12 protein-coding genes and 1 tRNA gene are annotated in these 12,155 nt (G+C 53.4%); 8 read left to right on the forward strand and 5 right to left on the reverse strand.

Features of this window, described 5'->3' with window-relative positions; all coding sequences use genetic code 11:
• Window positions 1–44 precede the first annotated feature (44 nt).
• Window positions 45–1,502, reverse strand: coding sequence for a cytosol nonspecific dipeptidase (pepD, locus tag AB6731_RS08190; protein WP_063858385.1), 1,458 nt, complete (start codon window positions 1,500–1,502; stop codon window positions 45–47).
• A gap of 260 nt (window positions 1,503–1,762) precedes the next feature.
• Between pepD and gpt the strand changes: the two genes are divergently transcribed.
• The 3 genes from gpt to crl all read left to right on the forward strand — a co-directional run bounded on the left by gpt (window position 1,763) and on the right by crl (window position 4,030).
• Window positions 1,763–2,221, forward strand: a complete 459-nt coding sequence (gene gpt, locus AB6731_RS08195) for a xanthine phosphoribosyltransferase (RefSeq protein WP_010427903.1) — start codon at window positions 1,763–1,765, stop codon at window positions 2,219–2,221.
• 105 nt (window positions 2,222–2,326) lie between these two features.
• Window positions 2,327–3,571: an esterase FrsA gene (frsA, locus tag AB6731_RS08200; protein ID WP_068795178.1), complete on the forward strand. Its 1,245-nt coding sequence runs from the start codon at window positions 2,327–2,329 to the stop codon at window positions 3,569–3,571.
• Window positions 3,572–3,628: 57 nt separating this feature from the next.
• Window positions 3,629–4,030, forward strand: a complete 402-nt coding sequence (gene crl / locus AB6731_RS08205; protein ID WP_020882784.1) for a sigma factor-binding protein Crl — start codon at window positions 3,629–3,631, stop codon at window positions 4,028–4,030.
• Window positions 4,031–4,142: 112 nt separating this feature from the next.
• Here crl and phoE read toward each other — a convergent pair whose 3' ends face one another.
• Window positions 4,143–5,195 (reverse strand): phosphoporin PhoE, encoded by a 1,053-nt coding sequence (gene phoE / locus AB6731_RS08210; protein WP_020882783.1) that lies wholly within the window; start codon window positions 5,193–5,195, stop codon window positions 4,143–4,145.
• A gap of 305 nt (window positions 5,196–5,500) precedes the next feature.
• Between phoE and proB the strand changes: the two genes are divergently transcribed.
• From proB to AB6731_RS08230, 4 genes are all read left to right on the forward strand, one after another.
• Entirely contained in the window at window positions 5,501–6,604 is a 1,104-nt protein-coding gene (gene proB / locus AB6731_RS08215) for a glutamate 5-kinase (RefSeq protein WP_020882782.1), read from the forward strand.
• A gap of 11 nt (window positions 6,605–6,615) precedes the next feature.
• Window positions 6,616–7,869, forward strand: coding sequence for a glutamate-5-semialdehyde dehydrogenase (gene proA, locus AB6731_RS08220; RefSeq protein ID WP_014168771.1), 1,254 nt, complete (start codon window positions 6,616–6,618; stop codon window positions 7,867–7,869).
• A 111-nt stretch (window positions 7,870–7,980) separates the two neighbouring features.
• A tRNA-Thr gene (locus tag AB6731_RS08225) sits at window positions 7,981–8,056 on the forward strand.
• A gap of 153 nt (window positions 8,057–8,209) precedes the next feature.
• Entirely contained in the window at window positions 8,210–9,382 is a 1,173-nt protein-coding gene (locus tag AB6731_RS08230; protein ID WP_371006142.1) for a tyrosine-type recombinase/integrase, read from the forward strand.
• Here AB6731_RS08230 and AB6731_RS08235 read toward each other — a convergent pair.
• Window positions 9,379–9,567 (reverse strand): AlpA family transcriptional regulator, encoded by a 189-nt coding sequence (locus AB6731_RS08235; RefSeq protein WP_000189281.1) that lies wholly within the window; start codon window positions 9,565–9,567, stop codon window positions 9,379–9,381. The genes AB6731_RS08230 and AB6731_RS08235 overlap by 4 nt on opposite strands.
• The gene (locus tag AB6731_RS08240; protein ID WP_371006143.1) at window positions 9,564–10,955 is read right to left on the reverse strand and encodes an SNF2-related protein; all 1,392 of its coding nucleotides are present in this window, start codon (window positions 10,953–10,955) and stop codon (window positions 9,564–9,566) included. Before AB6731_RS08240 ends, AB6731_RS08235 begins: the two co-directional genes overlap by 4 nt.
• A 38-nt stretch (window positions 10,956–10,993) precedes the next feature.
• Here AB6731_RS08240 and AB6731_RS08245 point away from each other — a divergent pair, with 38 nt between their 5' ends.
• Window positions 10,994–11,704, forward strand: a complete 711-nt coding sequence (locus AB6731_RS08245) for a hypothetical protein (RefSeq protein ID WP_371006144.1) — start codon at window positions 10,994–10,996, stop codon at window positions 11,702–11,704.
• Window positions 11,705–11,709: 5 nt separating this feature from the next.
• Here the strand turns inward: AB6731_RS08245 and AB6731_RS08250 are convergent, their stop codons facing one another.
• Window positions 11,710–11,979: a VRR-NUC domain-containing protein gene (locus tag AB6731_RS08250; RefSeq protein ID WP_371006145.1), complete on the reverse strand. Its 270-nt coding sequence runs from the start codon at window positions 11,977–11,979 to the stop codon at window positions 11,710–11,712.
• Window positions 11,980–12,155: the final 176 nt, after the last annotated feature.

Raw genomic sequence — 12,155 nt, forward strand, 5'->3', positions numbered from 1 at the left:
TGTCAGCCCGGCAGGCAACGCGCTACCGGGCATCATACGGCGAATTACTTAGCAGGGATCGCTTTCAGCAGTTCAGTCAGCAGAGTCCAGTAATGACCCACGCTTTCAATATGAACCTGCTCATCCGGCGAGTGCGGACCGGTAATGGTTGGCCCGATAGACACCATGTCCATGTTCGGATACGGTTTCTTGAACAGACCACACTCCAGACCGGCGTGGATCACCTGAATGTTCGGGGTACTGTTGAACAGACGTTGGTAAGTTTCTCGCACCAGCGCCATCACCGGCGAACTGGCATCCGGCTGCCAGCCTGGGTAGCTACCTTTTGCGGAGGTGTGCGCACCCGCCAGTTTACCCAGAGACTCCAGCATGCTCACCACATACTCTTTACCGCTGTCGATAAGCGAGCGGATCAGGCAGATGATCTCCGCGCTGTCATCGCTCATGGTGACCACGCCCACGTTCAGGGAGGTTTCAACCACGCCTTTCGCGACGTCTGAGTTACGAATCACGCCGTTTGGCGTCACGTTCAGCAGCTGAACGAAGGCGTCACGAGACGGGGAGGTCAGCGCCGCTTTGTCGGTAGTCACGGACTCCAGCACCACGGTCAGGTTCTTCTCTTTCGCTGACAGTTCGTTTTTCAGGATATCCAGATACACGCTGGAAAGCTTTTTCAGCTCGTCAGCTTTTGCAGCGGGTACTGCCACGGTCGTGAAGGCTTCACGCGGAATGGCATTGCGCAGTGTGCCGCCGTTGAAATCCACCAGACGCAGATCCAGCTCAGCCGCGTGGCCAGCCAGGAAGCGTGCCAGCAGTTTGTTGGCGTTGCCCAGACCCAGGTGAATATCACCACCGGAGTGGCCGCCTTTCAGCCCTTTCAGCGTCAGCTTGAAGGTCTGGAAACCAGCAGGGATCGCTTCGCGGGACAGTGGCAGGGTCGTGATGAAATCAATCCCGCCGGCGCAGCCCATGTAGATCTCACCCTCTTCTTCAGAGTCGGTGTTGATCAGAATGTCCGCCTGCAGCCAGTTCGCCTGCAGACCGAACGCGCCGTCCATGCCTGCTTCTTCCGTCATGGTCAGCAGCACTTCCAGCGGACCGTGCTCAACGCTGTCGTCCGCCAGGACGGCCAGAGCAGACGCCATACCAATGCCGTTATCTGCACCAAGGGTCGTGCCGCGCGCTTTCACCCAGTCGCCATCGATGTAAGGCTGGATAGGGTCTTTGGTGAAGTCGTGAACGGTGTCGTTGTTTTTCTGTGGAACCATGTCCAGGTGCGCCTGCAGCACAACCGGTTTACGGTTTTCCATGCCTGCGGTCGCCGGTTTGCGGATCAGAATATTGCCAACTTGGTCGCGTTCAGCATGCAGACCTTTTTCCTTCGCCCAGCCCATAATATGTTCGGCAAGCTGTTCTTCATGGTAGGAAGGGTGGGGAATGGAACAGATTTTGGCAAAAATATCCCACAGTGGCTGTGGAGATAATTGAGACAGTTCAGACACGATAAGTCTCCTTGTCGATGCCCTGCAAAGCGAGTTGCAGGTCACAGGGTTAGCAGGTTAATAGTTACCACAAGACAGGCTTGCGAGATGCAACTGAGAATACCACTTTCTCCGGTGGCTGGTAGCATAAAGCATGTAAAAACTCAGGCTCCGGGCGCTAAACACTGGTTTTTAGTGCGTCAGATCTCTATAATCTCGCGCAACCTATTTCCCCCTCGAACACTTTTTAAGCCGTATACAAACAGGCTGGGACACTTCACATGAGCGAAAAATACGTCGTCACCTGGGACATGTTGCAGATTCACGCACGCAAACTGGCTGCGCGTCTGATGCCTTCCGAACAGTGGAAAGGCATTATTGCCGTCAGCCGTGGCGGTCTGGTACCGGGGGCGCTGCTGGCACGTGAGCTGGGTATTCGTCATGTCGATACCGTATGCATCTCCAGCTATGACCATGACAACCAGCGTGAGCTGACCGTGCTGAAACGTGCGGAAGGCGACGGTGAAGGCTTCATCGTTATCGACGACCTGGTTGATACCGGCGGTACCGCGGTGGCTATCCGCGAAATGTATCCAAAAGCCCACTTCGTCACCATCTTCGCGAAGCCAGCAGGCCGTCCGCTGGTTGACGATTACGTGATTGATATCCCTCAGGATACCTGGATTGAACAGCCATGGGATATGGGCGTGGTATTCGTACCGCCAATCTCTGGTCGTTAATTCTCTTACGCACTTATTTAACGCCCGGTGATACCGGGCGTTGTTTTTTTTAGTCTGACGCGCGTTACAATGGTCTCTATATGACGTATTCATGGAGGCAACGTAATGACGCAGGCGAATCTCACCGAGACTCTCTTCAAACCCCGTTTCAAACATCCTGAAACGTCGACGCTGGTGCGCCGGTTTAATCCGGGGACCATGCCTGCCGTCCAGTCTGCATTAGACGGTAAAAACGTGCCCCACTGGTACCGCATGATTAACCGTCTGATGTGGATCTGGCGCGGTATTGATCCCCGTGAAATCCTTGATGTGCAGGCGCGTATCGTGATGAGCGAAGCTGAGCGCACCGACAGTGAACTCTACGATACGGTCGTGGGTTATCGCGGGGGAAACTGGATCTACGAATGGTCTAAACAGGCGATGCTCTGGCAGCAAAAAGCCAGCCAGGAAGAGGACGCCACGCTCAGCGGCAAACACTGGCTGCATGCAGCCAACCTCTATGCTATTGCCGCATACCCGCATTTGAAAGGTGATGAGCTGGCCGAGCAGGCTCAGGCGCTGGCGAATCGCGCCTACGAAGAGGCCGCTCAACGCTTACCGGGCCGGATGCGCGAGCTGGAATTTACCATCCCGGGTGGCGCGCCCATCACCGGGTTCCTGCATATGCCAGAAGGCGAAGGCCCGTTCCCGACCGTTCTGATGTGCGGCGGGCTGGATTCACTGCAAATCGACTATTACAGCCTGTATGAGCGTTACTTCGCACCAAAAGGGATCGCGATGCTGACGCTGGATATGCCCTCAATTGGCTTTTCATCCAAATGGAAACTGACTCAGGACTCGAGTCTTCTGCACCAGCATGCATTAAAAGCGCTGGAAAACATTCCATGGGTTGACCACACGCGTGTTGCTGCATTTGGCTTCCGCTTTGGCGCCAACGTCGCCGTGCGTCTGGCTTACCTTGAAGCTTCACGCCTGAAGGCCGTCGCCTGTCTCGGTCCGGTGGTGCACGCTCTGCTCAGCGATCCGACCCGGCAGGGCCGCGTGCCGGAAATGTACCTTGATGTGCTGGCCAGTCGCCTTGGCATGCATGATGCATCAGACGAAGCGCTGCGCGTTGAACTCAATCGTTACTCCCTAAAAACGCAGGGGTTGCTGGGACGGCGTTGCCCTACGCCGATGATGTCAGGGTACTGGAAAAACGATCCCTTCAGTCCCGAAGAGGAGTCACGCTTAATCACTTCGTCATCTGCGGATGGCAAATTGCTTGAGGTACCGTTCAGCCCGGTGTACCAGAATTTTGACAAAGCATTGAGAGAGATCACACGCTGGATCGCGCAGAGATTGTGTTAATAGATTGCTAAATTTTGCTGGTTTGGTAAAACAGTGGCTTCACAAAAGGAGATCGCAATGACGTTACCGAGTGGACACCCGAAAAGTAGACTGATCAAGAAGTTTATGGCTCTCGGCCCGTATATTCGAGAAGAGCAGTGTGAAGAAAATCGCTTTTTTTTCGACTGCCTGGCTGTATGCGTCAACGTGAAGCCTGCACCCGAAAAACGTGAATTCTGGGGCTGGTGGATGGAAATGGAAGCGGAAGAAAAACGTTTTACGTATAGCTACCAGTTCGGCCTGTTTAATAAAGACGGCTACTGGCAAACAGCCCCAATCAAAGACCAGGAAGTGATCGACCGCCTGGAGCATACTTTGAAAGAGTACCTCGAAAAGGCAAGAGCACTGCTGGCCACCCTGGATCTGAAGCTTGAACCCGCGGATAACTTTTCCAGCGAAGCGGTTAAGCTGACGGCGTAATCGCGATATTTCTCTCTCTCTTCGCGAGGGATGGGGTGAGGGCAGTAAACCCGACCCCCTCCAGGCAAAAAAAATCCCGGCATCTGCGCCGGGATTTTTTATTTCAACAATATCAGAACTGGTAGGTCATACCCAGAGCAACGATGTCATCGCTGCTCACGCCCAGTTTATTGTCGTCATCAATCTGGTTGATTTTATAATCAACAAACGCGGACATATTCTTGTTGAAATAATAGGTCGCGCCCACGTCGATGTATTTCACCAGATCTTCGTCACCCACACCTTCGATATCCTTGCCTTTAGACTGGACATAACCCAGGGACGGACGCAGACCGAAATCGAACTGGTATTGTGCAACAACTTCAAAGTTCTGAGCCTTATTCGCAAAACCACCCGAAATTGGGGTCATATTGCGGGTTTCAGAGTACATCGCAGCCAGGTAAATATCGTTAGCGTCATATTTCAGACCGGTTGCCCATGCTTCTGCTTTTTTACCTTCACCGCGCGTCAGCAGGTTTTGTGCGTTAGTACGGTCAGAGTTGGTGTAGGCACCGCTGACGGCGAAGTCGCTGCCACCGAAGTCATAGGTCAGAGAGGTACCGAAACCGTCACCGTTCTGTTTTTTGACGTCGCGGTTTTCGTTTTTGCCCTGATACTGCAGGGTCATATCCAGGCCATCAACCGCACCGAAGAAGTCGGTGTTACGGTAGGTGGCAAGACCGCTCGCACGTTTGGTCATGAAGTTATCAGTCTGGGCTGAAGAGTCACCTCCGAACTCAGGGAACATATCGGTCCAGGCTTCAACGTCGTACAGCGCACCCAGGTTACGACCGTAATCCAGAGAGCCAATGTCTTTCAGTTTCAGACCAGCAAACGCCAGACGCGTTTTCTGTGTAGAGTCGCTTTCTGCTTTGTTACCGGCAAATTCAGCTTCCCAACGGCCATAGCCCGTCAGCTGATCGTTAATCTGTGTTTCACCTTTAAAACCGAAACGGACGTAAGTCTGGTCACCATCTTTAGCATCATCATCGCTGATGTAGTGCATTGCTTTAACTTTGCCGTATACGTCCAGTTTATTACCGTTTTTATTATAAACTTCGGCTGCGTGTACAGATGCGGAAGCCACAACGCCCATTACCACTAATGCCAGTGTGCTCTTTTTCATTTTCGATCCTGTCTTATAAACGCGCTAAAAAAATTCGCTGGACGATAAGCTCATGCTTAAGTCCCGTGAAAAAACAGAAAGGGTTTTAACGTTACGCAATGAAACTTTTATGACAAATTAAGAATAATTTTAAAAAACTGTGATTTATTATTTCGGTAATAAAACTGTCAAATTTTGCCGCTACGCTTCCTGATCCCGCGCAACAAAGTGTTTCGCGATGTGCTAAGGCAGTTGGCAACGGGGCTGACACCTGTTAAAACGTTCGTTTGACATCATTTTCCCTTATCGTTGAACGGCAGAGAATCATGAGTGACAGCCAGACGCTGGTGGTAAAACTCGGTACCAGTGTTTTAACAGGCGGATCGCGCCGCCTTAATCGCGCCCACATTGTTGAGCTTGTACGTCAGTGCGCTCAGTTGCATGCCGCAGGGCATCGTATTGTAATTGTGACCTCCGGGGCGATTGCCGCCGGGCGTGAACACCTGGGTTACCCCGAACTCCCCGCGACGATCGCCTCGAAACAGCTGCTGGCCGCCGTGGGACAAAGCCGACTCATTCAACTCTGGGAACAGCTGTTTTCTATCTATGGCATCCACGTCGGGCAGATGCTGCTGACGCGTGCGGATATGGAAGACCGGGAGCGTTTCCTGAACGCGCGCGATACGCTGCGCGCGCTGCTGGATAACAACATCGTTCCCGTCATTAACGAAAACGATGCCGTTGCCACCGCTGAAATCAAAGTGGGTGATAACGATAACCTCTCGGCGCTGGCCGCAATTCTGGCAGGCGCTGATAAATTACTGCTCCTGACCGACCAGCAGGGGCTCTTCACCGCCGACCCGCGTTCAAATCCAGATGCTGAACTGATTACCGATGTACACGGTATCGACGATGCGCTACGCGCCATCGCAGGTGACAGCGTTTCAGGCCTCGGGACCGGCGGGATGGGGACCAAGCTGCAGGCTGCTGACGTGGCATGCCGTGCCGGTATCGACACCATCATTGCCGCGGGCAGCCGTCCAGGCGTGATTGGCGACGTGATGGAAGGCATCTCCGTGGGAACCCGCTTCCACGCGCAGGCCTCCCCGCTGGAGAACCGTAAACGCTGGATCTTTGGCGCACCGCCGGCAGGCGAACTCACCGTTGATGAAGGGGCGACCGCCGCAATTCTGGAAAGAGGGAGCTCATTACTTCCTAAAGGAATTAAAAGCGTGACAGGCAACTTCTCACGTGGTGAAGTGATCCGTATCCGTAATCTCGAAGGTCGTGACATCGCCCACGGCGTAAGCCGCTACAACAGCGATGCCCTGCGCCGTATTGCGGGTCACCATTCACAGCAGATTGACGCCATTCTGGGTTATGAATATGGCCCGGTTGCCGTGCATCGTGATGACATGATTATTCGTTAAGGAGCCAGAAAATGCTGGAACAAATGGGCGCAGCCGCGAAGGCCGCCTCTTACAAACTGGCGCTCCTTTCCAGCCGCGAGAAAAACCGCGTGCTGGAAAAAATCGCTGATTATCTGGAATCGCAGTCGCAGGAGATTCTGCTCGCCAACGAGCAGGATCTGCTGGAAGCGCGTCGCAATGGCCTGAGCGAAGCAATGCTCGACCGCCTGGCGCTGACCCCGGCACGTCTGAAAGGCATCGCTGACGATGTCCGCCAGGTCTGCAATCTTGCCGATCCGGTAGGTCAGGTCATTGATGGTGGGCTGCTCGACAGCGGGCTGCGCCTTGAGCGTCGTCGCGTGCCGCTGGGCGTGATTGGCGTGATCTATGAAGCCCGTCCCAACGTTACGGTTGATGTCGCTTCCCTGTGCCTGAAGACCGGCAACGCTGCCATTCTGCGTGGCGGGAAAGAGACCTGGCGTACCAACGCCGCGACCGTAAACGTTATCCAGCAGGCGCTGGAAGAGTGCGGCCTGCCAGCAGGTGCCGTACAGGCAATCGAGAGCCCGGACCGTGCGCTGGTGAACGAGATGCTGCGCATGGATAAATACATCGACATGCTGATCCCACGCGGTGGCGCGGGCCTGCACAAGCTGTGCCGTGAGCAGTCGACCATTCCTGTGATCACGGGCGGTATCGGCGTGTGCCATATCGTGGTCGATGACAGTGCCGAGATTGAACCGGCGCTGAAGATTATCGTCAATGCCAAAACCCAGCGTCCAAGCACCTGTAATACGGTTGAAACGCTGCTGGTGCATCAGGGCATCGCCAACACCTTCCTGCCTGCGCTGAGCAAACAGATGGCCGAAAGCGGCGTGACGCTGCACGCGGATGCCAACGCGCTGGCACTGCTGAAAGACGGCCCGGCGACGGTGGTACCGGTGAAAGCGGAACAGTACGACGACGAGTTTTTGTCGCTGGATTTGAACGTGAAGGTGGTTGCGAGCCTTGACGATGCCATTGCTCACATCCGTGAACATGGTACCCAGCACTCGGATGCGATTCTGACGCGTACCCTGCGCAATGCCGATCGCTTTGTGAATGAGGTGGACTCCTCCGCCGTGTACGTGAATGCCTCAACCCGCTTCACCGACGGTGGCCAGTTCGGCCTGGGCGCAGAAGTTGCTGTCAGCACGCAAAAACTGCATGCAAGAGGCCCGATGGGCCTGGAAGCACTGACCACCTACAAGTGGATCGGCTTCGGTGATGATACGATTCGTGCGTAAATAATCATGGGTGATGCAAAAATAGCCGTTTGATTCAAAAGGGCATTGACGCATCACCCGGTTAGATTTAACCTTTTGCCCCGTGGTTACGCTCGTAACCGGCCTTTCAGGGCCGATATAGCTCAGTTGGTAGAGCAGCGCATTCGTAATGCGAAGGTCGTAGGTTCGACTCCTATTATCGGCACCATCATTTCAACCAGCACCATCCCCAATCGTCCATTTTTACTTGTTTTTCGCGGCCTTGGCTGTTTTGTTTGTCCGCCTTTATCCACCTTTCACCGTTGCAATCCAAATTTAAAACGGGTACATAATCGGGTATCTGAGTTTGAGGCGGGTACCTATGAAACTAAACGCGCGACAGGTCGAGACGGCAAAGCCTGCCGAGAAAGACTATAAGCTGCCAGACGGTAACGGGCTTATCCTGCTGGTGAAAACCAGCGGGGCGAAATACTGGCGCTATCGCTATACCTTCGCCGGTAAAGAAAAGATGCTGGCGCTCGGTGTGTACCCGGCTGTTTCGTTGGCGGCCGCTCGGGAAAAGCGGGATGAGGCCCGGCGTAACGTTGCGGCAGGTGTTGACCCAGTAAAAGTCAAAAGCCATGCCGCAGCTGCGGCAGCAAAGGCAATCACGTTTAAAGAGATTGCTACAGAATGGCACGAATTCAAGAAGCCGCGCTGGTCGCCTGGCTATGCCTCTGACATTCTCGAAGCATTCAACAAAGATATTTTCCCGGCAGTGGGTAAGCTGCCAGTTGCTGAAATCGAACCGGTCCAGATGTTGACGGCGCTGCGTAAAATTGAGAATCGCGGCGCAACCGAGAAAGCAGCCAAAACGCGCCGGTGGTGTGGTGAGGTATTCAGCTATGCAGTTGCGACCGGGCGCGCGAAGTATAACCCAGTCAGCGAACTGAACAGCGCAATGACCGGGCATAAAGGAGAGTCCTTCCCGTTCCTGACGGCTGAGGAACTACCCGATTTTCTCGCGGTGCTTGAGAGTTACAAGGGGAGCCCACTGCCCCGGCTGGGGTTGCAGATCATGATGCTGGCGGGGCTGCGTACTTACGAACTGCGGCATTCAAAATGGGAATGGGTAGATTTCGATAATCGGCTCTGGGAGATACCCGCCGAATTTATGAAGATGGATCGCCCGCACCTGGTACCGCTTTCCGATCAGCTTGTTATTTTGCTGAAAGAACTGCACGGCCTGACGGGTCGATACCTGAATATGTTCCCCGGAAGAAATGACCCGTCAAAGGTCATGAGCGAGAACACAATAAACAGGATGATCCACACACTGGGGTATAAGGGGAGGGTAGTAGGGCATGGCTTCCGGCATACGTTCAGCACCATCCTGAACGATAAAGGATTCAACTCTGACTGGGTTGAACTCCAGATCGCTCACGTGGACAAGAACAATATACGCGGGGTTTATAACCATGCCCTGTATATGGAAGGGCGTCGGGAAATGATGCAGTGGTATGCGGATTACATTGACCAGTTGCGTTTGATTTAAAGAAACTGTTTTTTCCACTCTTCGACCTCGCCGCGTACCCAGCGGGAGGTTCGGCTCCCGAGCTTCTTAGGCTTCGGAAACTCGTTATTACTGATGCGCTCATAAATGCTGGATTTTTTCAGGCCAACGGAGCGCTCAACCTCTTTGATGTTAATCAAGTCAGTGTCAGAGATAACCGGTGTCATGCTATACCTCTCTTCTTCATGGCATCGAGCAGGATGTCCTGCACTGTTCGTTTTGAGTTGCGCCGCTCCATCACCATTTCGTCCATCGTGTCGGCGGCGATAATGTGGTGGATAAACACCGGGCGGTTATGTCCGGCCTGAATCTGCCGGGTTGGCCCGATGCGTTCGATAATTTGCTGGTACTGCTCCAGATCCCACCAGTGCGAGAAAAACACCAGCATGTTGCCGCCGTCCTGCATGTTCAGGCCGTGGCCTGCGCTGGCCGGGTGCGCGAACAGCACCGGTATCTTTCCGGCGTTCCAGTCGCGCAGCGTTTGCGGATCCTGGTCGAGGTGACGACCGCGTGGGAATGCTTTAAGCAGGCGCTCAAGATCGTGTTTCCAGTGGTAGGCCACCAGCACCGGTGCGCCAGCTGCTTCGGTGAGAATACTGTCCAGCGCCTGCAGCTTCGCATCGTGCAGTTCTGACCAGCTGCCGGCGTCGTCGGTGTACACCGCGCCGCTGGCAATTTGCAGACACTTCACGGTCTTTGCCGCGGCGTTCGGCGCTTCGATGCCCTCGCCGTTTAGCTCAAGGAACATTTCCTTTTCCATTTCGCGATACTGCTGGCGTGCTTTCGGCGGCATATCCACGCGGATCACGTTATGGATGGGATCTTTGATATCGAACCAGTCGGCGGCATCAAGGGAGATAGTCACGTCGGCCAGTGCGCGCTGTATTTCGTCCTGCGAGTGTGCGAACGGCTCCAGCTTCGTCCAGCTCTGCCCCGGAAACTGAATTGAGTTGAACCAGCGAGAAGTAAACGCGCCGTAAGTGCGCCCGAGGCGCCGCCCCTGATCCACAAACCACGCTTGCCCCCACAAATCTACCAGGCCATTCGGCGCTGGCGTACCGGTGAGATTAATCCAGCGCCGGACGTGCTTATGCGCCACTTTGCCCAGGGCCGCCGCGCGCTTACCGCCTCCGCGCAGCCGGAAGGATTTCAGCCGCGTGCTTTCATCGGGGATGACAGTACCGAACGGCCAGCGTCCGCCCAGCTCTTCCACCAGCCATACCAGATTGTCGTAGTTGATGGTAAACACGCTCGCGTTGCTGTTCGCCAGCGCCGCGGCGCGCGCTTTGGCGTTACCGACAATTGGCTGCACCTCGATATTGCGCAGATGCCCCCATTTCACCGCTTCATCCGGCCATGTGCTGGCCGCCACGCGCAGCGGCGCGAGAACCAGCGCGGGTTGTGTCTCCGCTCCCGCCATGAAGAGATCCTCCAGCGTGGTGAGCGTCGCCACAGTTTTACCCATACCCATTCCCGCCCAGATGTTGCAGCGGAGAATATCGATTTCGTGGTTGATGATTAGATCTTGGTATGGCCGTGGTTTAAAAGTTATCATGAATAAATTCCTGAATCCAAAAGGTGCTTTCGAACAACATGAATGTAAAAGACTTATCACTCACAACAGTTCTTTTGGCTGCCCTTTATTTTATGGCCTTCTCTTTTTATAAAGGATACAGCTATTTTTATGGGTTTCCTGTAACTTTTATTTCTATTGGTGTTGCGGAAATAGTTAAATTTTCAGTTATCGCAGTGGGTTTGCTTTTTACATTAGTAGCTTTGTTGCATATAGATACAGAACAAGAAAAAATACCAGTGTGGGTGTATGTCTTTTTCTTCATACTAGCCTCACTACTTTCTTACTGGACGATGTATTTATACGGTGGGAGTTCGTATCTTTACGAGAATGCTAAAGGGGATGTTGTCACCCAAGCCTTACTTTTAGGCTTTTTCAGCGTGGTAGGAGTTAAAGCTTTTTCTATGTTCATTAGAAAAAGGTTAAAGATTATAAACAAAAGCCACGGAGTTATGCTTTTCGTATCTGTAGCAGTTCTTCCGTCTATTCTTGGCTGGGCTTGGGCTTACACATCAGATGAACCATTTTTTTATTCTCAAAAGTATAATGCGTATATTATAGAAAACTATAATGGTAAGTTTGTTTTGGGAAACTGTAGAAAAAATAGTGCACAATATTTGAGTGTTGAAGGAGTTGAGGGAAAACTTACTCCTTTAAGTGCCAAAGAAACACAACAGTTAAAAATATGCTTTTTAAAAGCAGCTAAGTTTAAGAGAGAGCAAAAAGGGTGAGGGGATCATAAAATCCCCTCCAAATTTTTGCTGTCCAGTACCACCACGGTAAAGCCCAGCGAGCGCAGGCGTCCGTGCTCGCGCAGCTGGTCGGCGCGTGGTGATTTGCCTGGTGCTTTACATTCAACGAAAATGAGGCGGCCGCCGGGTAGCAGGACAATCCGATCCGGTACCGAACGGCGGCCGGGAGACACAAACTTAAAGGCGACCCCGCCAGCCTTTTTCACTTCTGCGACGAGGTGCTTTTCGATAAGGCTTTCACGCTCGTAGGCCATTATTTTTCACCTTCCTGCTTTTTGCGTTTCTTCATGCAGGTGGCGCAGTTCTCAGGGTGTTCATGCCATTCGTCAATCCTGATGCCGGTGAACATCCATTTACTGCATAGAGATATGGCTTCCCCCGAATTAAAGAAATGCGCTTTTTTCGACAGGGCGGGAAAACCCCACCCTTT

This window comes from Enterobacter sp. RCC_40 (assembly GCF_041360735.1).
GTDB classification, from domain to species: domain Bacteria; phylum Pseudomonadota; class Gammaproteobacteria; order Enterobacterales; family Enterobacteriaceae; genus Enterobacter; species Enterobacter ludwigii.